At 32.4% G+C, this 26,536-nt stretch carries 26 protein-coding genes and 1 pseudogene; 6 read left to right on the top strand and 21 right to left on the bottom strand.

Going from position 1 to position 26,536, the window contains the following annotated elements:
* Window positions 1–27 precede the first annotated feature (27 nt).
* The 4 genes and pseudogenes from ABV008_RS04560 (at window position 28) to ABV008_RS04545 (ending at window position 3,724) form a co-directional block, all read left to right on the top strand.
* A complete protein-coding gene (locus ABV008_RS04560; RefSeq protein WP_352418636.1) occupies window positions 28–1,245 on the top strand; it encodes a helix-turn-helix domain-containing protein in 1,218 nt (405 codons plus the stop codon).
* Between the two features lie 508 nt (window positions 1,246–1,753).
* Window positions 1,754–1,873: pseudogene (locus tag ABV008_RS04555) on the top strand (helix-turn-helix domain-containing protein); the annotation flags it as partial.
* Window positions 1,874–1,949: 76 nt separating this feature from the next.
* Window positions 1,950–2,393, top strand: coding sequence for a hypothetical protein (locus tag ABV008_RS04550; RefSeq protein WP_352418751.1), 444 nt, complete (start codon window positions 1,950–1,952; stop codon window positions 2,391–2,393).
* Between the two features lie 542 nt (window positions 2,394–2,935).
* The gene (locus ABV008_RS04545) at window positions 2,936–3,724 is read left to right on the top strand and encodes a formate/nitrite transporter family protein (protein WP_352418635.1); all 789 of its coding nucleotides are present in this window, start codon (window positions 2,936–2,938) and stop codon (window positions 3,722–3,724) included.
* 53 nt (window positions 3,725–3,777) lie between these two features.
* On the opposite strand, the gene ABV008_RS04540 is transcribed toward ABV008_RS04545, so the two are convergent.
* From ABV008_RS04540 to ABV008_RS04515, 6 genes are all read right to left on the bottom strand, one after another.
* The gene (locus ABV008_RS04540) at window positions 3,778–4,494 is read right to left on the bottom strand and encodes a hypothetical protein (protein ID WP_352418634.1); all 717 of its coding nucleotides are present in this window, start codon (window positions 4,492–4,494) and stop codon (window positions 3,778–3,780) included.
* A gap of 2 nt (window positions 4,495–4,496) precedes the next feature.
* Window positions 4,497–4,838 (bottom strand): PadR family transcriptional regulator, encoded by a 342-nt coding sequence (locus ABV008_RS04535; RefSeq protein ID WP_352418633.1) that lies wholly within the window; start codon window positions 4,836–4,838, stop codon window positions 4,497–4,499.
* Between the two features lie 259 nt (window positions 4,839–5,097).
* A complete protein-coding gene (gene iadA, locus ABV008_RS04530) occupies window positions 5,098–6,273 on the bottom strand; it encodes a beta-aspartyl-peptidase (protein ID WP_352418632.1) in 1,176 nt (391 codons plus the stop codon).
* 175 nt (window positions 6,274–6,448) lie between these two features.
* The gene (locus ABV008_RS04525) at window positions 6,449–8,278 is read right to left on the bottom strand and encodes an LTA synthase family protein (RefSeq protein WP_352418631.1); all 1,830 of its coding nucleotides are present in this window, start codon (window positions 8,276–8,278) and stop codon (window positions 6,449–6,451) included.
* A gap of 135 nt (window positions 8,279–8,413) precedes the next feature.
* On the bottom strand, window positions 8,414–9,007 hold the full coding sequence (locus ABV008_RS04520) for a LysO family transporter (RefSeq protein ID WP_352418630.1): 594 nt from the start codon (window positions 9,005–9,007) through the stop codon (window positions 8,414–8,416).
* Window positions 8,997–9,308: a LysO family transporter gene (locus ABV008_RS04515; RefSeq protein WP_352418629.1), complete on the bottom strand. Its 312-nt coding sequence runs from the start codon at window positions 9,306–9,308 to the stop codon at window positions 8,997–8,999. The genes ABV008_RS04520 and ABV008_RS04515 overlap by 11 nt, the downstream gene beginning before the upstream one ends.
* 334 nt (window positions 9,309–9,642) lie before the next feature.
* Between ABV008_RS04515 and lplA the strand changes: the two genes are divergently transcribed.
* On the top strand, window positions 9,643–10,635 hold the full coding sequence (lplA, locus tag ABV008_RS04510) for a lipoate--protein ligase (protein WP_352418628.1): 993 nt from the start codon (window positions 9,643–9,645) through the stop codon (window positions 10,633–10,635).
* Window positions 10,636–10,706: 71 nt separating this feature from the next.
* On the opposite strand, the gene ABV008_RS04505 is transcribed toward lplA, so the two are convergent.
* The 8 genes from ABV008_RS04505 to ABV008_RS04470 all read right to left on the bottom strand — a co-directional run bounded on the left by ABV008_RS04505 (window position 10,707) and on the right by ABV008_RS04470 (window position 16,784).
* Window positions 10,707–11,033: a P-II family nitrogen regulator gene (locus ABV008_RS04505; protein WP_352418627.1), complete on the bottom strand. Its 327-nt coding sequence runs from the start codon at window positions 11,031–11,033 to the stop codon at window positions 10,707–10,709.
* A 13-nt stretch (window positions 11,034–11,046) separates the two neighbouring features.
* Window positions 11,047–11,745, bottom strand: a complete 699-nt coding sequence (locus ABV008_RS04500; RefSeq protein ID WP_352418626.1) for a DUF1538 domain-containing protein — start codon at window positions 11,743–11,745, stop codon at window positions 11,047–11,049.
* A 124-nt stretch (window positions 11,746–11,869) separates the two neighbouring features.
* Window positions 11,870–12,226: a hypothetical protein gene (locus ABV008_RS04495; RefSeq protein ID WP_352418625.1), complete on the bottom strand. Its 357-nt coding sequence runs from the start codon at window positions 12,224–12,226 to the stop codon at window positions 11,870–11,872.
* 252 nt (window positions 12,227–12,478) lie between these two features.
* Window positions 12,479–12,859 (bottom strand): ATP-binding cassette domain-containing protein, encoded by a 381-nt coding sequence (locus ABV008_RS04490; RefSeq protein WP_352418744.1) that lies wholly within the window; start codon window positions 12,857–12,859, stop codon window positions 12,479–12,481.
* Complete coding sequence (locus ABV008_RS04485) at window positions 12,849–13,292, bottom strand: hypothetical protein (RefSeq protein WP_352418624.1); 444 nt, start codon at window positions 13,290–13,292, stop codon at window positions 12,849–12,851. Before ABV008_RS04485 ends, ABV008_RS04490 begins: the two co-directional genes overlap by 11 nt.
* A gap of 2 nt (window positions 13,293–13,294) precedes the next feature.
* Complete coding sequence (locus tag ABV008_RS04480; protein WP_352418743.1) at window positions 13,295–14,506, bottom strand: ABC transporter permease subunit; 1,212 nt, start codon at window positions 14,504–14,506, stop codon at window positions 13,295–13,297.
* Complete coding sequence (locus ABV008_RS04475; protein ID WP_352418623.1) at window positions 14,490–15,413, bottom strand: ABC transporter ATP-binding protein; 924 nt, start codon at window positions 15,411–15,413, stop codon at window positions 14,490–14,492. The genes ABV008_RS04480 and ABV008_RS04475 overlap by 17 nt, the downstream gene beginning before the upstream one ends.
* Before the next feature lie 9 nt (window positions 15,414–15,422).
* Window positions 15,423–16,784, bottom strand: a complete 1,362-nt coding sequence (locus tag ABV008_RS04470; RefSeq protein WP_352418622.1) for a hypothetical protein — start codon at window positions 16,782–16,784, stop codon at window positions 15,423–15,425.
* A 415-nt stretch (window positions 16,785–17,199) separates the two neighbouring features.
* On the opposite strand from ABV008_RS04470, the gene ABV008_RS04465 reads away from it, so the two are divergent.
* Entirely contained in the window at window positions 17,200–18,504 is a 1,305-nt protein-coding gene (locus ABV008_RS04465; RefSeq protein ID WP_352418621.1) for a helix-turn-helix domain-containing protein, read from the top strand.
* Window positions 18,505–18,583: 79 nt separating this feature from the next.
* Here the strand turns inward: ABV008_RS04465 and lpdA are convergent, their stop codons facing one another.
* From lpdA to ABV008_RS04430, 7 genes are all read right to left on the bottom strand, one after another.
* Window positions 18,584–19,969, bottom strand: a complete 1,386-nt coding sequence (lpdA, locus tag ABV008_RS04460) for a dihydrolipoyl dehydrogenase (protein WP_352418620.1) — start codon at window positions 19,967–19,969, stop codon at window positions 18,584–18,586.
* A gap of 13 nt (window positions 19,970–19,982) precedes the next feature.
* The gene (locus ABV008_RS04455; protein ID WP_352418619.1) at window positions 19,983–21,296 is read right to left on the bottom strand and encodes a dihydrolipoamide acetyltransferase family protein; all 1,314 of its coding nucleotides are present in this window, start codon (window positions 21,294–21,296) and stop codon (window positions 19,983–19,985) included.
* A 13-nt stretch (window positions 21,297–21,309) separates the two neighbouring features.
* Window positions 21,310–22,287, bottom strand: a complete 978-nt coding sequence (locus ABV008_RS04450) for an alpha-ketoacid dehydrogenase subunit beta (RefSeq protein WP_352418618.1) — start codon at window positions 22,285–22,287, stop codon at window positions 21,310–21,312.
* Complete coding sequence (gene pdhA, locus ABV008_RS04445) at window positions 22,287–23,372, bottom strand: pyruvate dehydrogenase (acetyl-transferring) E1 component subunit alpha (RefSeq protein ID WP_352418617.1); 1,086 nt, start codon at window positions 23,370–23,372, stop codon at window positions 22,287–22,289. The genes ABV008_RS04450 and pdhA overlap by 1 nt, the downstream gene beginning before the upstream one ends.
* A 205-nt stretch (window positions 23,373–23,577) precedes the next feature.
* Window positions 23,578–24,270: a response regulator gene (locus tag ABV008_RS04440; protein WP_352418616.1), complete on the bottom strand. Its 693-nt coding sequence runs from the start codon at window positions 24,268–24,270 to the stop codon at window positions 23,578–23,580.
* A gap of 1 nt (window position 24,271) precedes the next feature.
* On the bottom strand, window positions 24,272–25,846 hold the full coding sequence (locus tag ABV008_RS04435) for an ATP-binding protein (protein ID WP_352418615.1): 1,575 nt from the start codon (window positions 25,844–25,846) through the stop codon (window positions 24,272–24,274).
* Between the two features lie 26 nt (window positions 25,847–25,872).
* Window positions 25,873–26,223 (bottom strand): FMN-binding protein, encoded by a 351-nt coding sequence (locus ABV008_RS04430; RefSeq protein WP_352418614.1) that lies wholly within the window; start codon window positions 26,221–26,223, stop codon window positions 25,873–25,875.
* Between the last annotated feature and the right edge of the window lie 313 nt (window positions 26,224–26,536).

Below are 26,536 nucleotides of genomic sequence, written 5' to 3'. Positions count from 1 at the left end.
TCAATTCACAGTGAAAGGAGTTTTTTTATGTGTAAATTAATACCAGGAAACCATAAGCATCTTACCCTAGATAACAGGATTTACATTGAAAAGTCTCTGGATAACAACATGCCTTTTAAGGAGATTGCAAAATATATTTGCAAGGATCCTACTACAATTTCTAAAGAGGTTAAAAAACACCGTATTCTTAAGAAAAAGAATGATTTTGTAAACTTTAATCTTTGTATTCATCGACGCAACTGTAGTCTTAAAAATGTCTGTAATCGCACCATCCCTTGTAAAAAGCAATGTAGTTCTCGTATTGAATGCAACTCACGTTGTAACAGGTTTGCGAAAGAAGTATGCCAGACTATATTGAAGGCTCCTTATGTCTGCAATGGGTGCCATAAAAAGGCTCAATGTAGACTTGATAAGTACTTTTACAAGGCAGTTACTTCAAACCGCGAGTATAAAACTATACTGGTGGAATCTAGAAATGGTATCAATATTTCGGAAGAAGATCTTAAACAAATGGACACTATCGTCACTCCTCTAATACTACAGGGTCAGACTCCTTTTCAGATCATTGAAAATCATCCAGAAATTAAATGTACAGAAAAAACTATCTATAATTATATTGCCTTGGGAGCTCTCTCTGTAAAAAATGTAGATCTTCCAAGAAAGGTCAAATATAAACCTCGTAAATCAAATGTTAGTCCAAAACTCAATGATAAAGGTGTTTTTGAAGGTAGCCACAAAGTTCTCCTTACTTTATTCTTCCGAAATTGTAAACTAATGCTGATTTATCTTCTTCCAGATAAAACGTCAGCTTCTGTTAAAAAGGTACTTGATAACCTTGAAAAAAGTTTGTCTCCTCTTGGATTCCGTATTGCCTTTCCTCTTATCTTAACTGACAGAGGTTCTGAGTTTACGAAGCCAAATGAACTAGAAAGCGGCATTGATAACATCATACGTACATCCATTTATTATTGTGACCCAATGGCCTCTTGGCAAAAACCAGGCATTGAGAAAAATCATGAATATATACGGTATGTTCTGCCTAAGGGCACCTCTTTTGATGCTTTAACACAGCGAGATGTAACAAAGTTGGCTAGTCATATAAATAGCACAGCAAGAGCCAGTCTAAATGGCCTTCCCCCCATTAAACTGGCCAAATTGCTGCTTGGAGAAAATACAGTCAATAGGTTCGGACTAAGGGAGATATCACCCGATGATATCATTCTGACTCCAAAACTGCTGAAATAACAACACTTAATTATTTTCTAATCTGCGAATGAAGAAATCGCTATAACTTATCCCAGATGGGTGGAATTTAGTTTTTCACAAAAATCTCCAGCCGTCTATTTGCCATGCGGTTTTTTGTCCAAACCACTTTCTGCAAGTCTATTATACTATATTTTTTTAATGAAATATAGAGCTCAAACCCTTATAAAGTGGATTTTAGTCTTCACAGTGGAACTTAATTTTACGCTGGAATTTAAATTTTCACTCAACGCTTGAGTATGTTATTTAAATATGCCTCAGTTGACAAAGTAAATGCAACCTTATCGAATCAAGGTGGTTGCATTAAATCTTACAAAGCGGTAGGGTGCATTTAGTCCTACAAATCCAATCGATAATTTATTAGGTATTCCCCCATGGGGGAATGGTTGCGTTTAGTCTGGCAAAAACCTCAGTTTTTTTGTCAGTAATATATATATGGTAACTACTACCATATGTGTCTTGCGCAAATTAGAAAACGGAGGAAATTGCCATGGCTAAAAACAAACATTTAACAGATGCTGAGCGTCTACAAATCGAACAATGGCTGAGAGATGGAGTATCTATCAAGCAGATTGCCCTTAAACTTGATAAGAGTACATCAACTGTTTCAAGGGAGATACGTTCCCGTGCCATAACCAGCGACAAGTATGCACCATACCGCGTCCACAATAGGTGCGTGAAACGTTATGATTGCAAAAAACGCTATCTTTGCATCGATAAACCTAACTGCACAAGGCTCTGCTCCACATGCAATCTTTGCAATGAATTATGCGAAGATTACCAGGAACAGCCCTGTTACAAACTCTTTGAGCCGTTATATCTCAGGCGGCCTTTTAAAAGCCAGAAATATTGATATGCCTCGTGTTTGTCGAACAAAACCACGAAAATCCAAGCCAGTGGAGCATAAGGTTGACAAAAGTTGCAGAATTGGACGCACATATGCCGAGTTTCTTGCTTTTGTAGAACAATCAGGCGCTTCGGTTGTGGAAATGGACTCGGTTATCGGACGAATCGGTGGCAAGGTTCAGAATTTTCAAACCCGAAGGCGTTGGAATATGACGCACAAGGTAATCGCAGAACAAGGTTATATTACTGTGACCCCTGTGCATCATTCCAAAAGCCTAATGTAGAGTTGAATCACGAGTTCATAAGGAGAATACTACCCAAGGGCAGATCCTTCGATGACCTCACGCAAAATGACGTCTCACTTATGATGTCACATATCAATTCATATTCCAGAGAGAAACTGAATGATAAGTCACCTTTTGACGCATTCGGCTTTCTCTATGGATACGACGTCCTTGAAAAGCTGGGAATTAGCAAGGTGCCAGCAAACGAGATATTGGTTAAACCATCCTTGCTGAAAAAATAATTTAAGCTAACTTTCTGAGCAAGACACAGCTAACTGAACAGTCGTTTTGGGGGGCGCATTTACTCTGACAAAGGTTACATTTACTTTGTCCATTCACCTTTATATGATATTTCTTTGTTTTTCTGTATTATTTGTAATAACTAGTGAGAAAATACTTGTATATATATTTATATTGAAAGCAAGTTGATGTGGTTTATTATGTAGTGTTCTTGAGTAAATTATGGGATATAAAATCAAACTAAATTAGAGATAAAAAAGCTATTCCTTACAAGACAAAAATAACAGAAAGTAGGAGCTAGCATGGAAAAAAAGTATCTGGCACCATCTGAAATTACAAAAGCAATAATTTTTTCTGCAGAAACAAAAGCCAATTTGTCAATAACTAGAATGCTTATCCTAGGAGTGATGGCAGGTGTTTATGTTGGTTTTGGAGGATTTGCATATATTGTAGTTATACAGACCTTAGGCAATGTAGATATTGGTTTAGCAAAATTATTAGGTGCCTCAGTGTTCCCTGTAGGTCTAATGCTAGTAGTTTTTTCAGGAAGTGAGCTTTTTACTGGAAATAATTTAATGACACTAGCCCTAATGGATAAAAAAATAACATTAGCTGGAATGTTAAGAAATTGGATTTTTGTTTATTTGGGAAATTTTATAGGTTCTATTGCCTTAGCATATATAATTTACAATTCACAATTAGTAACCAAAGATTTACTGCTCTCTACCCTTAATGTAGGGCTTGCCAAAACATCCATAAGTTTTCAAACAGCTTTTCTTAGAGGAATCCTTTGCAATATATTAGTTGTGCTTGCAGTATGGTCAGCTACTGCTTCACTTGATATTGGCTCAAGAGTACTATCAATATGGTTTCCTATCATGCTTTTTGTATTATCAGGGTTTGAGCATTGTATTGCTAATATGTTCTTTCTTCCTTTAGCTAAGTTTTCAGGACTTGCTATTTCATGGAGCAATATTTGGGTGTTAAATCTAATTCCAGTTTCTTTAGGCAATATAGTTGGCGGAGCAATAATTATCCCAGTAGTATATTATATTTCTTATGTTTTGCCTGAAAGAAAAAGCAAAAGTTAGGTTTTTAAGTAAACCGCAAGGACACAGCTCTTGCGGTTTAGATATAGTATTATTTACATATTACTAGCAAAGAAGTTTATTATTTTAAAAGTAATTCTATCTATATTAGGATAAAAGTCATGTACCGCCTTTGAAAATTCCTTAATATCCACAGGAGCTTTTAAAAGAACATTACCTGTGCCTTTTGTTTTAAATAATGATACTATACCTTTTACAGTATCTCCAATAGCTACATTTGCTTGAGCATACCCTCCCATTGCAAAATGTTGAGCTATTGCTGCACCTCCAATTGCCATATAATATCCAAAAGCAGCTCCTCCCATTGCAAAGCCTAAAGATCCAGATAATCCACCTAAAGCTATCAACAGCCCTATTGAAAGACCCCCAAAACTAATTAAACCAATTGATATACCTCCCAAGCTTATTATACCAATTGATAATCCTCCAATTGCTATTATACCCTTTGCTAGACCGTTCCTTCTACTATTTATATGAATTAAAGGAATGCCAAAAACCCTTGTTTTTGACTTATATTCGTATTCTGAATAATAATATCTATTGTCATATTTAGAGTCCATATTTTCTCCAAATTCTTTAGCAACTTCATAAGGATCTCCCATTAGCTTCCAAGGGTCTTCTTCTCCTGTTTCTAAAGACTTTATCTGAATATGATTAAGTAAATCTTCTTTTATCTTATTTCTTGTAGCACCACTACAGTTAATGTTATTAATTACAGATTTTACATACCTTTCATGACTTAGATTTTTCATTCTCATATTCCTCCTTTCAATATGCCTTTAGTACCATCTAAAAAATCGTTCCATTCTTCAATATATACTTTAAATACTGCTACACCCTTTTTCGTAATTTTATAGTACTTCCGAGGTACAGTTCTCTTAGAGGGCTCTTTGTTCCAATAGCTTTCAATAAGCCCTTCATCTTCTAATCTATATAATACAGGATAAAGGGAACCTTCCTTTAATTTAAAATATCCATTGCTTTTTTCATCCATTACTTGAATTAACTCATATCCATACATATCTTTTTCACTTATCATTTTTAGAATTAAAATGTTCAAAACACCTTTTTTTAGCTGCTTATCAATTTCACTCAAAACTCCACCTCACAATCTTAAGTATTTAGTATTACTAAGTATAGTATAATACTAATTATTTTATTATGCAAGCATTTATTTAGTTTTATTTTGCAAGTTAAAGGCATAAAAAAGCAAGACTTCTTCACGATTAATAATTAACACGTGCAAAAATCTTGCTTATATCTTCAATAGATAAACCTATGAACTAGTCCTATAATTTAAAAATAACGCTGTCAATAAATCCCCTGTCACTTTATTCTTTTACACTCTTAGACCCTTACTTTTCAAAAGTACCTTTTACCTTCACTTCACCATTATGATACATAACTTTCCCTCTAGATATTACAGAATTAATATTTAAATCATCTTTATTTAACAATACTATGTCTGCATCTTTTCCAACTTCAATATGCCCTTTGTCTTTAAGCATATAGTTGTTAGCAGGATTTGATGTAATGACTTTTATGGCGTCTTCTATAGCTACTTTTTCCTTTATTATTGCCTCTCTTACAGCATTATAAAGAGAAGTTACTTTTCCAACTCCTAGTCCAATATATCTTCTTTCTTTGTCAAAAATAGGTAGACTTCCCTGACCATCAGAAGTAAAGGTTATATTTTCAATATTTACTCCTTCTTCTAACATTATTTTCAATGCTTTTCCTGGAGTTAGCTTATCTTCATCAGTAGATGTATTTGAAGTACTTGTAGTGAAATCTACAAGTCCTCCTCTTTTAGCATAGTCTATTGAAACTTTAAATAATTCTGGATTACGCAATACATGAGTCAATACAAATTGTCTAGGTGGTATTTCTGTTTCATCTAATATTTGTTCTATAAATCTTATGTTCCTCGCTCCATCTCCCATATGAATATTTACAACTCCTGCTTTCCCAGACAGTATACCTCCAACTCTAGCTTCTGCAGCTATTTTAGCTATATCCTCCATTGTAGGCTGAGAGGATCTATGGTCTGATAAAGCTATTTCCCCTACGCCTATTATCTTCTCAATGAGTATTATATCATCTTGAATACTTCCTGTAATAGTTCTAACTGGAACCTGATATGAGCCTGTTAAAACATAGCAAGTTATACCTTCTTCATCTAGAGCATAAGCTTTTGCTAATAGGTTTGTCATAGTCCTTGTAGTTCCGTCTGTTCCAAGAACTCCTACAATAGTAGTAACTCCACCTGTTGTAATATCTGAAAGCTGTATTTCTGGTGTTCTAGTTTTAAATCCACCTTCTCCCCCACCACCAGTTATGTGAACATGTCCATCAATAAAACCTGGAACTACGAGACTTCTTGCTGCATCTATGATTTCAATATCTACAAAATTATCTGGTATATTGATACAATCATCTATATATCCAATCTTATCTCCTATTAGCAAAATGTCTTTTATGCCTAGATATTTTGGTGAATATACTTCTCCGTTTTTGATTAATTTAAGCATTCATATTCTCCTCTCTAGATTTTTCTGCGTTTCTCCTAAAGATTCATTGTAAATATCAGATCCTTAGTTAGAGACCCTTCGTAAGTAATACTTATCCTGCCCATCTCAGAGTGACAAAATGCGAATGGGTGAGCACTGACCCCGTCCCCTTGCTTATCCTTGCTTCACCCTTGCTTCACTCTTTAAAATTAAGGCTATAATAGTGTTGTACATTCAAGAAATCAGTCCAAGCTTCTTTATTCTCTATTTCAGACTTATTCTTATACTCTCCATTTTCTTTAAAGAAGATTTCATGGTTTACATCAAGTTTTTCTTTAAGGTTTGATACATATTGCATATATTCATTACCTTCCCATCCAATATAATCAAACAACTCTGTCATCAAGAAATTAGGGCTTATGGTATTACCTTCTCCAACAAACTCTTTATTAAGGGTTTTCCTTGCAGTATCATTTGCCCAAATCAAGTACGGAGTTTGATAATAATTCTTAAATCCTTGTATATCCGACAAATCTAAGTTAATATCTAACATTTTATAACCACTATTATCAGTTCCTAGCCAAGGATTGTGATCCCCAAATAAAACTATTATAGTAGGTTCATCTTCACTTCTAAAATAGTCAACTAGCTCTTTTATTGCCTTATCGGTTTCATTAATTCCATGTAGATAATTATTTATAATATTATAATTAGCATCATCATAACCTGTTTGTTTCTTTAAAAACTGCTCTTCTGTATATTTTTCGCTTGAATATGGTCCATGATTTTGATAAGTCACAGAAAAATTAAAATATGACTCCCCATTATTTTTACTGTTCTCATGTCCTTCAATAATATAATCGAAAAAATCTTTGTCCCATAAATATTCACTTTGAACTTCTTTATACTTATTATCAAAATGCTCAAATTCACTAAACCCTAAATAGTTATTTACATTCCTTCTGTTGTAGAATGATCCTGTAATAGGGTGCATAGCTTCTGTTTTGTATCCTTGTTCATTAAGATACCAGACAAATGAATTGGTTTTCCTATAATATTTTGGATGAGTATAGTATCCTGTAAGAAATGCTCTTTCAGTATCTATAGTACCTCCAGCAAAAATATTAGTTACTAATTTACCATGAATAGATTCCTTCTGTAATTCATGGTAATTCTTATATACGTCGATACCTAATTCCAGATTTTCAAATTCAGAGAAGTCATTATATGCCTCCAACATAATAGCAATAATATTTACTTTTTCTCCTTCCGGAATATTTGTATATTCATATTGGTTTAAGTCTTTTATGGCTCTTTCCTCGTCATATCCTTCTAACTCAACCTCTTTAGAATAAGTAGCGCTGTAAATAAAAGGATATATAAAGCCCTTTGATTGAAATTGCTGAGATTGTATCCATATGTTTATTGTACTTTTATCTCCAACTTCTGCATAAATTTTGGAATCGAAATAAAATCCATTGAAAATAATATAAGTTATAATACACAATAATACTATAAAAATTGTTCTTACTTTAAATGAATTAACTTTTAAGTCAAAAAACTTTCTCAATAATAATGCAATTATGAATAATCCAACTATCATAATTATTACTTTAGGACTTAATCCTAAGCTATATTTTTCTGCCATAATTAACGACTCTTTAAATAACTTTAAATCCATAAATGTAAAAGGATCGTCTCTATAAGTTAATTTAAATTTATTAACTAAAGACATAGTGACAAAAACAAAGCTATTTACAATAAAGCTAATCCACAACCTATTGGATATTAAATACACAAAAGCCATAAGTATAAAAACAGGGATAAAGTTCATTAATACGAGTAAGCCTTCTCTGCAATATATAGATAGATATCTTAAATCTGACACAGATCTAGAAAACAAGAAAGTAATTGTAGTTATTATTAAACTCAGTATAATAATAGTAAATAATATAGTTATGCCTTTAATAAACTTATTTAATTTTAGTTTTGAATCTTTTTCTATTAAAGATAATATGCTATTCATTTCAATTCCCCCTAGAACATAAAAACAGAATTTATACCTTCTAAAATTCTACTTCAAATAAATGTAATCTTACCTTGTTTATTTTATAGTATTAATTGAAATAGGTCAAGAAAACAGAAAACAGTCATATCAAGCTTAAAGCTTAATAATGACTGATACTAATAAAGGTACAGAAGTGGACACTATTACTCCACTAATAAATGCTATTATTGCTGTTTGCGGGTTTGTAGACTTTGCTATTAGTGGTAGTGATGTATCCATTGAAGTAGCTCCTGCAGGAGCTATACTTTCAATATGGCCTATATATTTGGCAATAAAAGGTATTGTAAGAAGTGCTATAATCTCTCTTGTCACATTTGATATAAATGCTAATGCACTAAGTTTTGACGAATATGTGACAAGCATCATTGAAGATAATGAATACCATCCTAAGCCTGCTCCAACTGCTCCGGCCTCATTTACTGGCATACCAAGTATAAAACCTGCTATAATGCTTCCAAATATACTTCCTATTATTATCATAACAGGAACTAAAAGCACTCTAAATCCAATTTTCTTTATTTTCTCAAGAACACCTTTATTTTTTCCTATATCAATTCCTACAAAGAATAAAAGTAAGCATAAGCCTATATCTAGAATATAATCAGTATATTGAAGCATCTCACCTGGCAATATAAAATAACCTGCTCCTATACCTGCTACTACTGCTAATATAATTTTAAAACTCATCTTTTTGCTCTCCTTGCTGAATATTTTTCAAAACAAAACCCTTGATTAATTTTACAAACACAACGCTAAAAGTAATTGTAAAAATTGAAATCACCAGTGCTTGAAATCCTAATTCAAAAAATGAAGATATTACTTTTTCATCTAATCCCATTCTAAGTCCCATAATAAAAAGCAAGAATAAAAGACATATATTCTGTATAATTCCAAGCTTTGAATTTAGCTTTTCGCCACCAAAACCTTTATATCCAAAAAATCCACCAATAATTAATATTCCTAAATATAATAACAGTCTAGCACTCATGTATTTCCTCCTTCATTTTTACTCCTAGAATAAGATTATCATTAGTGTCCATATGAGGTCAATAAGTTGTATATCAAAAAAATTCATAATATAATCCAGTTTTTTGAACATATTATTTCATATCTGCTATAATTATAAATTTGACTAGCTATTAAATAATAATTTTTAAAGGAAAAAGAAAAGGTAGTGACCTTATTAATGACTATAATGTTAGAAAAGCATATCTAGAAGAAGCTTAGAAACAAATCTTTTTATTAACTATACCTTTTCAACACAATGCTTTTAGGGTATATTATTATATGTATAAAAAAGTATTGTGAGGGACGTGATAGTTTTGATAAACATTATAAATGAATCTAACAATCCATATTTTAACTTGGCATTAGAAGAGTATGCTCTAAAGAATCTGAACCTTGGAGATGACATGTTAATATTATGGATAAATGAACCAACTGTAGTTATCGGAAGAAACCAAAATACTATCGAGGAAATCAATAGTAAATACATCAAAGAACATAATATTAATGTTGTTAGAAGAATGTCTGGTGGTGGAGCAGTCTATCACGACTTTGGAAATGTGAATTATACTTTTATAACTTCTAGCGAAGGAGATAGTGCAAATAACTTTAGGAAATTTACACAGCCAGTCATAGATCTTTTAAGCGACCTTGGAGTTAAGGCAGAGTTCTCAGGAAGAAATGATATTACTATAGATGGTAAAAAGGTTTCTGGTACTGCTCAATACTACCTTAAGGATAGAATGCTTCATCATGGGGCTATATTATTTCATACAAATTTAGATATACTTAAAGATGTTTTAAATGTTAAGCTGGATAAAATAGAATCAAAAGGTATAAAATCTGTTAGAAGCAGAGTTGCAAATGTTTACGACTATCTTCCAAATAAGATGAGTCCTGTAGAATTTAAAGAAGCACTTTCAAATTTTATACTTAGTTCTAGCGACAAAAACAAAGAGTATAATCTAACAGATGAAGACCTTGCTGCTATAAATAAAATGAAGGATGAAAAATATAATACTTGGGAATGGGTATACGGAGAGTCTCCTAACTTTGACCTTCAAAAATCTAAAAGATATGCAGGTGGTAGCTTAGATATAAGACTTGATATTCAAAATGGAAGCATTAAAGAATGTAAAATATTTGGTGATTTCTTTGGTAAAAAAGATAAATCTGAACTAGAAAACCTATTAACCGGTACCAATTTTAAAGAGGATTCTGTTCGAAATGTACTTAATTCAGCTAACTTTGAAGACTATTTTTATGGAATAACTATTGAAGATTTTATAGATTGTATGTTTTTTGAATAGTAAAGAAAAGTGAACGAGTTATTTCTTCATAAATTGAAGCCGCTATTTTTAGTAAAGTAGCGGCTTTTTCTCTATTCATTTATATTATCTCTATGATGCAATCCTAAAAGGTTACCAATAGGTACTGTAAATATAATACCTGTTCCAGGCTCATTTAATTTTCCTGCTTCTACTACTGCATCATAAATAGGTTTCATTATTTCCTTCTGAACTAATATGATGATTATTTCCTTAGATGACTCTATATGAATATTGAATAACTTACGAGCTTCATTAGCACCAGTTCCTCTCCCGTACATAATGGTAGCTCCTTGAGCTCCGGCTTCTTTTGCTTTTTTTACAACATAATCAGCTTTTCCTCTTTCGACTATAGCAAAAATTCCTAATACGTCTATCATTTTAAAACCTCCATTACCTAATAATAATACCTAATGCCAATACTGCAATAATAGGCATTAAAGAAGTTATACCGATGACACCGAATCCATCTATCAAGGCATCTGTAGACCCAACTATCCGCGCCAAACCTACTGCTATCGCCATGTTTAAAGGAATATTTACAGGGCCAGTAGTAGATGTTGCAGAATCAAATGCAACTCCTACAAACTCTTTTGGTGTAAAATATACTAATATAGCTGCTACTAAAAGCATTGGTATAACAAGCATTGAAGTAGGTATTTTATTAAGAATTTTAAATATACCTATTGCCATTCCAATTCCGAAACCTAATGCTACTGTATGTATCAATACTTTGCTAGGTATAGATCCTATTGATACTTCCTCAACTTCAAAGGCTAAAGCCCTCAAAGCAGGCTCAACTAAAGTAGAAGCATACCCTAATAAAAATGCAATAATAGTAATTAAGATTTTATTATCAATATTTACAAGTCCTTCTCCAACAGAATCCCCTAACGGAATAATAGTCATATATACACCCTTTAAAAATAGATGTAATCCGATCACAGAAAGTAAAAATCCTAATGCTAATTCCTTGATATTAGTTAGTGGTTTTCTTAGTATGATTATTTGAAAAGCTATAAGTACTGCTAATATTGGAATAATACTTTTTGCTGTCCCCCACAAATCCTTTAAAATGTCAAATGCTCTCAAATCTGTAAGTCCCCCTTTTTCTTATTTAGTCCTAAAAATACTGTTTCGTTTCTTACTCTTCTACAATATATTTTACAGTATATAAATATATTGTCAATTGAAGAAAAGGAGGCAAATAGTAATATTAAAATAGTGAAGATATAAAATATAAAATAGCTGCTGATATAACCATAAATAAGCAAAACCCAATACTACTATCAAGTAGTTTTTTCTCTTCTTTTGTAGAGTGTATCAATCCAGTAGCTACTCTCCTATAATTATAATCATTATTATAAGTTGATTTCATGCCTCCTAATACAGAAAAAGCACCTATTACAAATATTGCATAAGAAAAATATCTAAGAATTGTTGCAAAACCAGTTTCGAGAAGTAAGCTTAATGTAAAGACTATAGCAATAGTTATAACCACCAAAATAATTATCTTTTGTAGATAACCTATTAGTCCATCTTTTAAAAACCTATTATGTCTATATCTTCTCACCTAGTCATCCCCCTTCTTTTCTAACTTCTCTTTCATTATTCATCCTACAGTTTTATTATATAATTTTACTCTACATATCATAACACATACTCAATGAAAGATACATTTATCAGTCTGAAATGTCATTTATAATACTGACAATTAAATAGGATCCTTATGGCCCCTATTTATATCTGCTAATATTCTATTTTAGTGTATGAATCGGACTACCAATGCTAAATGTGCTGCTTCCATAATTGTTTCTGAATGCGTCTAAAACTCAACTATTTCATCGTATAAATCAAGGTTTTCGTGAGATATAATAATGATTAGTTTCGTATTTTTGTACTTTTCAATCAAATAATAAAAACTCTTTTTACTTTCTTTATCTAACGCTGAGGTAGGTTCATCAAATAGCCATACATCTGCAGACGATAGAAAAGTACGAGCTAAAGCAATCTTTTGACGTTCTCCACCAGATACTTCATCATTCAGTGAATCAAGTTCACCATCAAATCCATCTTTTTTGGAATTAGCAATATTTGCAATATTAAAGTTATCAAGAATAAATTCTATTTCATAATCTCGTTCCTTTAAAGGATTTTCAAACACACTCTTACAAAATAGATTATCAGTTAATGATTCACTTAAAATAAATGGTCTTTGTTCTACAATAGATATATTTGATGTTATTACCTTTGAGAAGTTTATGTCTTTTAGTGGATAATCTAAGTGATGAAGGGTTCACATTACATACTTCCCTGTAAGAAGCATTGTATATTTTTTCAATGCTTAAAATATTTGCTATATAACCTGATTCACTTTGTATTCTAATATATTGTAAATTAGTAATATACGATAGAACAACTTGAATGAATATTAAAGCTACAAAAGTTCCAACCAGCTGTTGTAAACTAACCATTGTATTTTTTCCAGTAATTAAGTCTACAATCTGACCAGTTATCAAAGGTATAAAAACACCTATCAAACTAATTAATAAGGACAAAATTATGTAAAGCAAATAGCTATATCCATGTTTATTTATATGTTTAAAACCAAATTTAAGAATATCTCTAATATTTTTCATCTCTACTCCTTATAATTAACCCATAATATATTGACAAAGTATAAAAAGAGATTGCTTAAAGCAAAAACACTCAATGCCCAAGTCCATGAAAAGCCTAAATCTCCTGATAGTAATTTATTCATGTCTATAAATTGTAATAAGTTAAGTGCTGAACTTTTAGCATCTGTAGGTACTAAAAGAGTGACAGCTAGCATAACTATTCCTACCATGGAGATTAGTATTGATATTTGCTGATTCTTTGATATATAAGATACAAAATTTGTTAATAAGTATGTTAAAAATAAAAACAAAATGAATATAAGACTACTATACATGACTAGCTTACCTATACTGATTACCATATCATAGGCTTGCAAGAATTCATTAGCTGAATCAAAATTGCCAAAAGCATGCAATCCTTGACTGTTTATTACTGTAAAATTTTCTAATCCCAAACCATATTTATAGAAGCCAATTGAGCATAGAATTAGAATCGGAATTATTACTGAAAATAGTGACAGAATAAATCTGGTGATAAATCTTATGTTAAAGATTTTTGTTTTACTATAGGGAAGTGTAAAAATTAACCTTACTGTTTCATTGTCAAAGTCTTTTGACCATATATCAAAGTTAAAGAGAATAATTAGTACAATAATAAGTAAACTTATGTAGCTTCTCCCATTGATTGAATCATTTAATAAATACATCGCTGTTGGCCTTAAAGGATTAATTTCTGCTTTTAGGCCCGACTCCTTAGATTCACCTAACAGCATCATTCTTTTATTCCAATCTCTTTCTACATCTCTATACAAACGGGTAATACCTGTATCAATCTTCATTTCATTTACTTCAATTAGACTTTCATCTAATCTCTGTTCAACGTTAATAATTTTTTCTTTATTTTCTTCAGACTCTTTCCACAAAAGACTAAGTGTTGTTAGGTTCTTTAAGTGACTTTTCCATGTTTGATCCATAAGTTTTGCTTCTGGAGTACTAGGATGTCCGGGGAGCTCATCTATTAATCGCTCAAGTCGTCTTGTATAACGAGCTGACCATACTGTTGCATTATTAATTTCTTCAGATAGCTCCTGTAGACGCTGTTGTGGATACCTCTCGTATTGCCTTTCATAACTTACTTGAAATATTAAAACTGCTATAATACAAGATATTATTATAAGTATAATGTTTTTTCTAGAAAAAAACATTTTAATTTCATTTTTAAATAGCCCCTTCATATTTATCACCATACACTTTTTTATAATAACTTTCTAGGTCACTGTGTTCCTTTCTAATATCAAGAACATAAATATTCTCTTTTGACAAAGTCATTAAAAGCTTTCCAAGAGCTTTTTCTTCTTTACATGTAAAATAAATCCAAGTATCGTTTTCCTGCTCTGAAAGTAAATTAACTTCAGAAATATTTTGTATATGTTTTCTAGCTTCTTCACGCTCATGAACTAATATGCTATATGCAGCTTCTGATAACAAATCTTCTGGCAATGACCCGTCATACAGCTTATTCCCTTTATTAATGAAAATTACTCTGTCAACTATCTTCTCGACTTCCCCAAGCTGGTGTGAAGAAAATAGAATAGAAGAACCTTCTTGTCGTATAAACTCCATCTGCTGACGCAGATTAAAAACAGCCTGTGGGTCTAAACCGTTTGTTGGCTCATCTAGTATTACTAATTTGGGTTTATGCATAATGGATAGAGCTAACATAAGCCTCATTTTCATACCCATGGAATATTTGCCAGTGACTTTTTTTATCTGTATTCCTAAGCCACTAAACTCTACCATCTCCTGAATTCTTTCTTTATCTATCCCACGCCAATTTGCCATCATCTTCAGATGTTCCAAACCCGAAAGCTCTGGATACAGTGTAGGATGCTCGATGCTGACACCCATATGAGCTAAAGCCTTTTGTCTCTCTTTGAAAATGGAGTGACCGTTGATCTCAATATGTCCTCCATTGATCCTATATAAGCCACAAATGCATTTTAGTGTAGTGGATTTTCCACTGCCATTAGGGCCTAAAAAACCTACTATCTCTTGTTCCTTAACTATAAAACTCAAATCTGGAATAATGCTCTCCTTCCTAAAACTTTTTTTTAAATGTTCTACCTTTAATATATCTTTCATCATACCCTCCTAGCCCACATAATCTCTTTTTTCATTTATGGCATGAAATACGATATGTATAATAATAATGGATACTAACAGTACAAGTGCTGATTTAAACCATGTATATGTGGCTGACCCTGTCGTAACATCCCAAGATGAAGTAATGGAAAACGGATTAAACTTAAGCTTTTCTAAGAATCTCTGTGATACTAAATAGAAAACTGAAATTATAGTCAGTGCAAAAGATGAACGCATGACACTAGTAAAGCTAAGTCCTATACCTACTCCTAATATGGTGAAGAAAATGACCTTTAATAAACTAATAACTAAAGAAATTAGCATAACCTTCCATAAAGGATAGATTGTAAGTATAGTTGCCGGATAATACCCTCCTTCAAACCATGGTCTCGTTCCATAAAATTTACCTAATCCATAATAGGAATATTCCTGAACATGTGTATATCCTGTAAATGAAGTAAATCCCTGTTCATAGACAAATATAGGGTTTTGTAGCCCATTGAACCCATACTTAAAGCCAAAATAAAGTATAGGCAATATAAGTGTAATAACCAGAATACTCATTACAGATATAAGACCTAATTTGTAATAATAGCTTATTATATAGCTTCTTTTTTCAGGCAACATCTCAATAAGCTTGTTACTTCTATTTTTACGTTCTTCTAAAATAACAGCACCTGTAAAAATGATTACAAGTACAGCAAGTAATTGGTATGAATACTCTTCCAAGCCTACTTTATTGATATAAAATGTCCAAGGGGAAGCTGTTCCTGAATCTAAATGTTTATCACCTGATTTTGCTAATTCAAATCTTGCCTTTAGCGTTTGTTTAAGTCCATTATATACATACTCACAGGTTTCTTCACTCCAGCTATTGTCAATGCCCTTTATTCTGCTAAGCTCTTCTATAAAATGAAGCTGACTTGAATCAAAAGGATAATTAATATTTAAATTCAGAAGTTCTATTTCTTCCTTAAATACATCATGTGATAATGGTCTTCCTTTTTCAAAATTAGCTACAGTGTCCATATATGCCATAGTTATCTCAATATCACAGTATAGTTCATCCTTCCATGTGTCAGATGAAGTACTATTTTCTAATTTTTCAGCTAAGCCCTTATACCTTTCTAATATCCATTCTTTATATTTAATGTAGTTATCATACAACGGTTTCTCTGAATCAGTCAGTTTCAAGAGCTCTATCCCTGCTTTTTCCATTCTGATATTTTCTTCTTGATTGAGAGCAAATAGTTCATACTGGGAAACAAAATTATCGTTTGAGTCATTAGCAGTTCTTTCTATACGAATAACAGTATAGGTATTTAATATGATAAGTATAATAGCAAATGCTAAAGTAATTTTACTTTTCATAATAGATTTTATTGAGTATTTGATAGAAATTCCCCCTTTCTATGATATTTTTAAGTAGTGTTATAGGGATCCCAGCTAGTATTCCTAGGCTTTATATTTTTGATTTCATTCCCTTTGGTAATATTTGACTTAGGTATACGTAAAAACACTTCAAAATACTTCAATATTCTATTAAATATATTTCACCCTTGTTCCTACACTTCAACATTATACTAGTTTAGGTTAATAGAGAATGGTGAATTTTATTTACCTTTATTGTATGTTTTTTTGATTCATACGTCAACTATAGACTCTCGACAATATTTTACATCACTAATCTCTTATTAGATCTTAATAGGATAAATGTTATTGATTATAATCCCATACTCTGATAAAATAACAGTAAACTACATTTACTCATGGCGGTGGTTAAATAATGACTGAGCTAACCTTAGGACAAAAAGTAAAAAAGGCACGATTAGAAAAAAAATTTTCACAGAGTGAACTGGTAGGGAACTTTATTACAAGAAATATGTTAAGCAAAATAGAAAATGATTCTGCTAATCCTTCACTAAAAACAATTGAATACCTTGCAGAGAAACTTGAAAAGCCAATTTCTTATTTTCTTGATAATTCAATTGTAATTGAAAACAAAAAAAAGAATAGTATTGAGCTGGCATTTGAACATTCAATATATTTGTTTAAGAATAAGGAATATGATGACTGCATCACTTATATAAAAAATATGTTAAAAGAATATGATTGTTCAACTGACAAAATAAGTTATCCTAGAATTCTAAATATTCTAGGCAGGTGTTATGTTTACATTAATAAACCAGAGGATGCACAAAAAACTTTTGAAGAATGTATTAAGATTCTAGATATAAATAATGACTATTATTATTTAATTTGTTCATATCTAAATCTTAGCTATATTTATTTTAATAGCAGTAGATTCAAAGATTCAGAAAAGTTATCCAGAAAAACTATTGAACTACTTAGCAATTCCCATACAGATAACGAATTAATGGAAATTAAATTGTATTATGTCTTAGGATATTCTCTATTCGAGCAGCAAAGGTACACTGAAGCAATACCTCCTCTTTTATATTCTTTAGATATTTCTAAGCAATACAATTGCTTCTATAATGCAGGTAATATCCATATGCTTTTAGGCTTGGTATATGAACGAAATGATGATATAAAAAAAGCAATATACCACACACAAAAGTCCATTGCTTTTTATGATTTCACAGAAAAATATGAGCTAAAGGCCGCAAGTCAAAAAAATTTAGGTAATTACTATATTGCAGAAGGTAATTATTCTGGTGCAAAGTTATATTTAAGTGAAAGCCTGAAATATTACGAAAGTACTAACAATCAATTAAAGGTTAATACAATAAAATCTGATATTATAGAAGTCTTAACTAAAGAGGAAAAGTATGCAGATGCAATAAAATTCTCAGAAGAAGTAGATATTAACATTATCAAGGATACGGATAAAGCTTCTGTATATAAAAACTTAGGCAAATGCAACATTTATTTAGATGAGTATAGCAAAGCAGAAAACTATCTTAATAAAGCTTTAGAAATACTAGAAAAAAACGAAAAGCTGAATACTCTTTACGATACCTATACTTTTTTAGCTGAGTTATATTCTTTGACTGATGATTTTAAAAAAGCCTATGAATTTTCTAATAAGTCAAAAGATGTACTAAAAAGAAATATAAGGCATAGTTAAGCAAAGCTAAAAAATAAGCTGGCATACGATTTTATCCTTGCCAGCTTTGTTTTTATCTATAATTGGAGTTACATATTTTCTATGATTTTAGTGTATGAATCGGACTACCTAGTGCCAAATGCGCTGCTTCCATAACAGTTTCAGAAAGAGTTGGATGTGGATGGATGCCTCTTGCTAGGTCTTCTAGTGTTCCTTCTAGTTCCATAGTCATTACTCCTTCTGCTATCATGTCTGTAGCTGTGGAAGCCATCATGTGCATTCCTAGAATTTCTCCGTATTCTTTATTTGCAACTATCTTCACAAATCCGTCTCTATCTCCCTCTGCTAAAGCCTTTCCGTTTGCACTTAGTGGGAATGTTCCTACAACAATGTCATAACCTTTTTCTCTAGCCTCGTCTTCTGTCAAACCTACAGTTGCTATTTCTGGGAAGCTATAGATACATGAAGGTATTCTGTCATAGCTCATTTTACTATCTTTGCCCATAATGTTTTCAACTGCTATTATTCCTTCTGCTGAAGCAACATGGGCTAATAGATGCTTGCCATTTATGTCTCCTATCGCATATACTCCCTCAATGTTAGTACGTAGTCTTTCATCGGTAATGATACCTTTTCTATCTGTCTCAAGATTTAAGTTTTCAAGACCCTTTAGATTTGGAGTTCTTCCTAAGCTAACTAGTATCTTATCTCCTTCAAATGTCTTTTCTTCTCCATTTACCTCTACTGTAACCTTATTGCCTTCGAATTTCTTTTGTTTTACACCGTAAATTATCTTTACGCCTTTTTTAGTTAGAACCTTAGCCATAGCTTCGCTTAGGTCTTTGTCTATGCCAGACAATATTCTTGGAGAACGTTGAAGTATTGTAACCTTGCTGCCAAGTGCATTATACATTGTTGCAAATTCAATGCTGATAGTTCCTGCACCAATTACTATCAAGTGTTCAGGAAGCTCTTTTGGGTCAAGAACCTCTGTACTAGTAACAGCATAACCCTGATCGAAGGATTCCTTTATTCCTTCTATGTCTGGAATCATAGGAGATGATCCTGTTGCAATGATTAAGTTTTTAGTGCTTAGTGTTTCGTCATTTACTTTGACAGTATTCTTATCAACTACTTCACCAAAGCCTTTATAAATATCTACTCCATTTTTTTCTAGAAGCATTTTGACTCCGCCTGTAAGTCTTTTTACTGCTTGGTTTTTTCTCTTAACCATTGCATCTAGATTAACTGATACTGCACTCTTATCATTAATGTCAATACCATACTTTGATGCATTCATTACATATTCGTATACCTTCGCACTTTTAAGAAGTGTTTTTGTAGGTATACATCCTACATTAAGACAAACTCCTCCTACTTCTCCAGCTTCGATTACTGCTGTTTTTGCTCCCATTTGCGCTGCCTTTATGGCAGCTACATAGCCTCCTGGACCTGCTCCAAGAATTAAAATGTCGTACTGTTTCATTCTTTTTCCTCCCTTAGCTTAGTAACAGCAACATAGGGTTACTTAAAAGCTCCTTAAGTTTTAGTAAAAATCTTCCTGCATCTCCTCCATCGATAATCCTGTGGTCAATACTTAGTGATATAGGCATCATATGTCTAATTACTATTTCATCATCTAATACTACTGGTTTTTTGTCTATCTTGCCTATACCAAGTATACCTACTTCAGGATATCTGATTACAGGGACTCCATAAGATGAGCCTAATGCACCATAGTTAGTTATTGTAAATGTTCCACCGTACAATTCTTCTAGGCTTATAGTTTTATTTCTAGCCCTTTCAACAATGCCTTCAAGTTCCTTTGCAATCTCTAGAATCCCCTTATTATCTGCTTCCTTCAAAACCGGAACCATTAATCCCTCTGGTGTGTCTGTTGCTATACCTATATTATAGTATTTTTTATAGATAATTTCATCCTTTATATCATCAAAACTGGAATTAAATACAGGGAATTCCTTTAATGCTATAGCCAAGGCCTTTATAATAAATGGCATATAAGTTAAGCTAATGCCTCTATCTCTAGCCATTTCCTTTTGCTCAGCTCTTAGTTTAACTAACTCAGTTACATCGAAATCATCCATTACTGAAGTGTGAGGAATTACGGATTTAGACAATATCATGTTATCTGATATTGTCTTTCTTATTCTTGAAATTGGTACTCGCTCTACTTCTCCATAAATCTTAATCTCTTCACGTTTGATCTCTGGTCTTAAGAAAGTATCTCCTACTGGTTGGGCAAATACTTTAGCTTCTTTGATTTCCTTAGGCTTATCAGAGTCCTTAGCCTTTTCATTATATGCATAAATATCTTCCTTCATCACCCTACCAGCTGCCCCTGTACCCCTTACGAGGTTTATATCTATACCTAAATCCTTAGCCAGTTTTCTAGCTACAGGAGTAGCTAAAGCCTTAGTTCTAGTTTCTTTTTCTTCCTGTTTTCCTTCATCACTACTTTCAATGACTTCAGATGACACTTCTATTTCTCCAACTACGCCTGCTCCTTTTTCGTCTTCACTTAAAGGCTCTTGCTTTGCTTCTTCTTTATTATTTCCGCTACCATCATCTATTATGACTACTGTATTCCCAACATGGATTGTATCTCCCACTTCTCCTAAAAGCTTATTTATCTTACCGCCAACCGGTGATGGTATCTCTGCATTTACTTTGTCTGTTTCCACAAGGAAGAGTGAATCCCCTTCCTTAATTGTATCCCCTTCTTTTACAAACCATTTTAAAAGTACACCTTCGTGTATTCCTTCTCCTATATCTGCAAATTTAAATTCAAACATTATTTCACCTCCATTAAAACTCTACAACTTCTTTTATCTTTTTAGCAATTTGTCTAGGTTCTATTATAAAGTGATGCTCTCCTCTTGGTAATGGAACAGTTATGTCGAATCCAGTAAGCCTGGTTGGTGGTGCTTCAAGGTGTAGAAAAGCATTCTCATTTACTATTGATATAAGCTCTGCACCTGTTCCAAAGGATTTCACAGCTTCGTGTACTACTAAAAATCTTCCTGTTTTCTTAACAGATTCAATTATTGTTTCTCTATCTATTGGAGATATGGTTCTTAAATCTATTAACTCAACGCTTATTCCTTCTTTTTCTACTTCTTCTATTGCCTTTTGTGCTTCTCTAACTAATGCTCCCCAAGCTACTACAGTTATGTCTTCTCCTTTTTTAACTATCTTAGCCTTTCCTATTGGTACAGTATAATCTTCTTCTGGAACCTCTTGCTTGAATGCTCTATATATTCTCTTAGGCTCCATAAATATTACTGGATCTGGGTCTCTTATGGCGGATAATAGTAGACCTTTTGTATCATATGGTGTAGAAGGTATGACCACCTTAAGACCTGGAATATGGGAAAATATAGCTTCAAGACTTTCAGAGTGGTGTTCTAGAGCTCTTATCCCACCACCATACGGCATTCTTATTACCATAGGAAGATTATACTTTCCTCTACTCCTATTCCTCATTCTTGCAGCATGTGCAAGTATTTGATTTAGTGCTGGTAGTACAAAGCCTGAAAACTGTATCTCCACAACAGGCTTTAGCCCATTTATTGCTGCTCCTACTGCTGAACCTACTATGGCAGCTTCTGATAGTGGTGTATCAAAGCATCTGTCCTTGCCGTACTTCTCCTGTAAACCGACTGTAGCTCTGAATACTCCACCCTCATAGCCTACGTCTTCACCATATACTATAACTGAGCTATCTCTAGCCATCTCACTATCTAAAGCATGCGTTAGTGCCCCTATATTATTTAGTAAAGCCATTACATTCCCTCCTCTTGAAGATACTTCTTATATTCCTCGTATTGCTCGATTAAATTTGGAGTCATTTCAGCATAGGTGTATTTAAATATATCTTCTAGTGGTACAAGTCCTGAGCCTTCAACCTTTCTGAAGGTTTCACCAACGAAGTTTTCATATTCCTCATATTGTTTTTTGTCTTCTTCTTCACTCCATAAGCCTTTATCTATTAAATACTTCTTAAATCTCTCAATTGGATCTTTCTTTTCCCATTCTTTAACCTCATTATCATCACGATATATTGTCGGGTCATCTGATGTAGTATGAGGTCCTAGTCTATAGGTTACTGCCTCAATAAGTGTAGGTCCTTCTCCATTTCTGGCTCTCTCTACAGCTTCCTTAGTTGCTGCATACACTGCTAACACATCATTACCATCTACTTGGATTCCAGGTATTCCATAAGCAATTGCTTTTTGTGCTAGGGTTTTTGATTTAGTCTGTGTGCTTCTAGGCACTGATATGGCCCATTGATTATTTTGAATCAGGAATATTACAGGTGAGTTAAATACAGCCGCAAAATTAACTGCCTCATGGAACTCACCTTGAGAAGTTCCTCCGTCTCCAACATATGCCATAGCTATGTCTTTTTCTCCCTTTATTTTAGATGCCATTGCAATACCTGTAGCATGATTAAGCTGTGATGCTATGGGAACTGATACGGGAAGCATCTTTACATCATCAGGAAACTTACTTCCCATTTCATTTCCATACCAATATAAAAATACTTGTTCTAGTGATACTCCTTTGTATAACCATGCCCCTAATTCTCTAAATGCTGGAACCAGCCAGTCGTTCTTTTCTGTGGCTGCAATTGACCCTACCTGTGCAGCTTCTTGGCCTCTATTTGGCGCATAAGTTAGCATTCTTCCTTGGCGCTGATATTGAAGTGCTTTTATATCTGCTACTTTTGCAAGAAGCATCGTTTTATACATCTTCAATAGATTATCATTCTCAATAAAAGGTTCTAAATTTTCATCAATTATTTTTCCATCCTTATCTAGTATTTTAAGCATTTCATCTTTTAATGGATTAAATTTATCTGTAGGCATTAAACTAATCCTCCTTCTTATTCTTTGTTTTGTATTTTCTATAGTCAAAAACTAAATAGTTTTATTTTCGTATTTTAATAATACCCTATTTAAGGAAATCAAAACTTTAGTTAATTTTCTATCAACTTTTGATATTATAAGGTTCTCGTTAATTCAAAAAATAGTAAAGAGCGGATGAATCCGCTCCATAAAAATATTTATTATTCTAATCTTCCTTAGCTCTATATTTATTTTGTGGTCTTCCCACTTTACCATATTCTAACTCTAAAATTATCTTTTGCTCTTTTTCCAATAAATCTAAGTACCTTCGCGCTGTTATTCTTGAAACTCCAATGCTTTTTGCTACTTCTTGAGCTGTAAATGTTTTCCCTTTCATCTCTTCAATGTAGTCTATGACTTTTTCATAGGTATATTGACTAAATCCTTTTACATCTCCAATTTCCTCTAGAAGATTGTTAGTAGTTTTCTTTTCATTTAATACATATTTGTCTATTATTTCTTGATTTATAGATTCATTAGCTTCTAAACCTTTTTTTCTATTTCTATATTGAATCATTGCCTCTTTGAATCTGTCAAACACGAATGGTTTTACAATATAATCAACTGCTCCATACCTAAATGCCTCTTCTACAGACTCCATATTTCTATCAGCAGTAATAAGTATTACATCAATCTTTAGATCTTTTTTTCTTGTCCACTTCAAAAGATCTAATCCTTTACCCTGCGGAAAGAATATATCTAGTAGTATAAGATCCGGCTTCCCCTGTAAGATAATTTCCTTTGCTCTTTCTATGGAGCCTACACTATCATATATTTTATATCCATCTACTCTTTTTAAAAATTTTTCATTTATTTCTCTGACCATAGGATCATCTTCAACTATAAGAACTTTTATCATTTTAAATCCCCCTTTTCATGGGAATAGTCACTTCCCAGCAAGTCCCATTATCTGATTTTAGTTCTATTACCCCATCTGCTCCTTCAATGATTTTCTTAACTATATTTAACCCAAATCCTCTGTACCCAGATTTAGTTGTATATCCTTTATTGAAAATTTTATGCTTAATCTCATCGCTTATTCCTGGCCCGTTATCCTTGACTGTCATTCTTAATTGATTTATATCGGAATTAATTTTAATATACAATTTCCCGTTTTTTACTTTAACTAGCTCATCTATGGCATTATCAATTAAATTACCTAGAATAGAGCATACCTCATCAACATTTATTGTTTCAGGTAATGCTGTTAAATTCGAGCTGGAGTCTATTATCATTTCTATTTTTGCTTCAGCAGCCTTGTTATATTTTGAAAGAAGTATTCCTGCTATGTGAACATCCTTTATCTTATATGTTAATGTCCCTAAAATTTCATGTCTTTGCTCAGTTAAATCACATATATATTTTATAGCCTTATCATACTCCTCTAGCTGTATAAGCCCAGATATAGTATGAAGTTTGTTAGAAAATTCGTGACTTTGAGCTCTTAGCTCATTTGTTAACTTCCTTATACCTGTAAGCTCTTCAGCCATTCTCTTAACCTCTGATAAGTCTTGGAAACTAGATACAACACCTATAATTTCATTTCTATGATTTTTCATAATAGTATGACTACAAAGGAGTATCCGTTTTGGGCTTAATTTTACCTCTTCATTATAAACTGATTCTTCACTTTCTAATACTTCTATTACCTGACTAATATATGGTAAATTAAAATTAGAAATGTTTTTGCCAACGTCACTGTCCTTAAATCCAAGTATATCTTTAGCATTTTTATTTAATAAAATTATATTGCCCTTTTCATCTACTGCCATGATACCATTTTTTAAGCTATGGAGTATATTGTCTCTCTGGCCAAGTAAAAGTGCAATTTCCTTTGGCTCCAGCCCAAAAATAGTTTTCTTTATATTAAATGATAAAATTGCTGCACATATAATTCCTACTAACATTCCAATTATAAGAGTCATTCTAAAGTTAAACATATACGGTCTTATTTCTTCGTAAACTGTATTATTTAAAAGTCCTACTAAAACCGCTCCAACTTGCTTTCCTTCATAATAAACAGGTACAAAAGCTCTAATTGCTGAAATTAAGACATTTTTATCAGCAGAAACATAGGATTCTCCAGTCTTTAGTACTCTCTCCTCGCCACCACTAATATATTTTTTTCCTAAGTCATATTCTATTGGATAAGAATACTTTATGCCATCCATGTCTATAACAATTATATATTGAAACCTTGTATCATGCCTAAAGCTTTCTATTTTATCTTGAATAACCCTATAGTCTTTAGTTGTAGCTAATGTTTCTTTTATCACATCCATAGAGGCTATAGTAACTGCCAAGTCCATAGCATTGTTTCCCATCTGATTTTCTATGGTATTTTCAACTTGCCTAAAAGTCAATAATCCTACTCCACCTATTACTGCAATGAGCATTAAGGTCATGAATATAGTAATTTTATATTGTAATTTCACATCAATACACCCTTTAAAATAGGATTTTAATCCGTAATATAAGCCTTACTAAGACCATCTTCAATAGCCTCAATAAGCCCAATGCTTGTATAGGATGCTCCTGCAACAACCTCCACATCTACATTATTATTCTTTATTACTTTAAGAGGTATTTTTTCATATACAATTACGGCGAGTTCAGGCATCTCATATTCTTCAACGATTTCTATATTTAATATGTTGTATTCATCAGTTGTCACTACTACTTTTATAGGTCCATGATGGCCTTCCCCAACCCCTATATATTCTCCAGGTTTATAAAGCTGTTTCTTTGGTTGACAGGATGTTAGTCCTAAAGTTATTAAAAAAACCATAATAAACAATAAAGCCTTTCTCATATTATCTTCCCCTTATTCTTAAAATAGAGGTGAAAAATTTATCTAGAAAATATAATTTTGGTCTTAATGTAAATAACCTTACAATAATTATAACATTTAGCGACTTTTTTGTCACATTTAAAATAGAAAACCTATAATATGTTCATTTACATACTATAGGTCCTTAATTTAGTAATTCTAATAATCTCTATTCAATAACTTTAAAATTGCATGTCTAATTATTTCTTTAGATTCGCAATCTGGTAGTTTTTCAATTTTTTCAATTGCCTTCTCTGTATATTTTTTCGCAACAGCTTTAGCCCTATTAATTCCA

The sequence above is a fragment of the Proteiniborus sp. genome (genome assembly GCF_040308045.1).
GTDB lineage: Bacteria > Bacillota > Clostridia > Tissierellales > Proteiniboraceae > Proteiniborus.
This window is presented reverse-complemented; position numbering and strand designations above follow the sequence as displayed.

Bases quoted from the DNA above. Each gene is read 5' to 3' on its own strand.
- ABV008_RS04455 (WP_352418619.1), bottom strand. From the start codon at position 21,296: ATGTTTGAATTTAAATTTGCAGATATAGGAGAAGGAATACACGAAGGT.
- ABV008_RS04430 (WP_352418614.1), bottom strand. From the start codon at position 26,223: ATGAGAAAGGCTTTATTGTTTATTATGGTTTTTTTAATAACTTTAGGA.
- ABV008_RS04515 (WP_352418629.1), bottom strand. From the start codon at position 9,308: ATGAGTGCTAGACTGTTATTATATTTAGGAATATTAATTATTGGTGGA.
- ABV008_RS04480 (WP_352418743.1), bottom strand. From the start codon at position 14,506: ATGAAGGGGCTATTTAAAAATGAAATTAAAATGTTTTTTTCTAGAAAA.
- ABV008_RS04560 (WP_352418636.1), top strand. From the start codon at position 28: ATGTGTAAATTAATACCAGGAAACCATAAGCATCTTACCCTAGATAAC.
- ABV008_RS04540 (WP_352418634.1), bottom strand. From the start codon at position 4,494: ATGAAAAATCTAAGTCATGAAAGGTATGTAAAATCTGTAATTAATAAC.
- lpdA (WP_352418620.1), bottom strand. From the start codon at position 19,969: ATGAAACAGTACGACATTTTAATTCTTGGAGCAGGTCCAGGAGGCTAT.
- ABV008_RS04470 (WP_352418622.1), bottom strand. From the start codon at position 16,784: ATGAAAAGTAAAATTACTTTAGCATTTGCTATTATACTTATCATATTA.
- ABV008_RS04525 (WP_352418631.1), bottom strand. From the start codon at position 8,278: ATGAATAGCATATTATCTTTAATAGAAAAAGATTCAAAACTAAAATTA.
- ABV008_RS04475 (WP_352418623.1), bottom strand. From the start codon at position 15,413: ATGAAAGATATATTAAAGGTAGAACATTTAAAAAAAAGTTTTAGGAAG.
- ABV008_RS04440 (WP_352418616.1), bottom strand. From the start codon at position 24,270: ATGATAAAAGTTCTTATAGTTGAAGATGATCCTATGGTCAGAGAAATA.
- ABV008_RS04545 (WP_352418635.1), top strand. From the start codon at position 2,936: ATGGAAAAAAAGTATCTGGCACCATCTGAAATTACAAAAGCAATAATT.
- pdhA (WP_352418617.1), bottom strand. From the start codon at position 23,372: ATGCCTACAGATAAATTTAATCCATTAAAAGATGAAATGCTTAAAATA.
- ABV008_RS04485 (WP_352418624.1), bottom strand. From the start codon at position 13,292: ATGAAAAATATTAGAGATATTCTTAAATTTGGTTTTAAACATATAAAT.
- iadA (WP_352418632.1), bottom strand. From the start codon at position 6,273: ATGCTTAAATTAATCAAAAACGGAGAAGTATATTCACCAAAATATCTA.
- ABV008_RS04465 (WP_352418621.1), top strand. From the start codon at position 17,200: ATGACTGAGCTAACCTTAGGACAAAAAGTAAAAAAGGCACGATTAGAA.
- ABV008_RS04450 (WP_352418618.1), bottom strand. From the start codon at position 22,287: ATGGCTTTACTAAATAATATAGGGGCACTAACGCATGCTTTAGATAGT.
- ABV008_RS04520 (WP_352418630.1), bottom strand. From the start codon at position 9,007: ATGAGTTTTAAAATTATATTAGCAGTAGTAGCAGGTATAGGAGCAGGT.
- ABV008_RS04550 (WP_352418751.1), top strand. From the start codon at position 1,950: ATGATTGCAAAAAACGCTATCTTTGCATCGATAAACCTAACTGCACAA.
- ABV008_RS04505 (WP_352418627.1), bottom strand. From the start codon at position 11,033: ATGATAGACGTATTAGGAATTTTTGCTATAGTCGAAAGAGGAAAAGCT.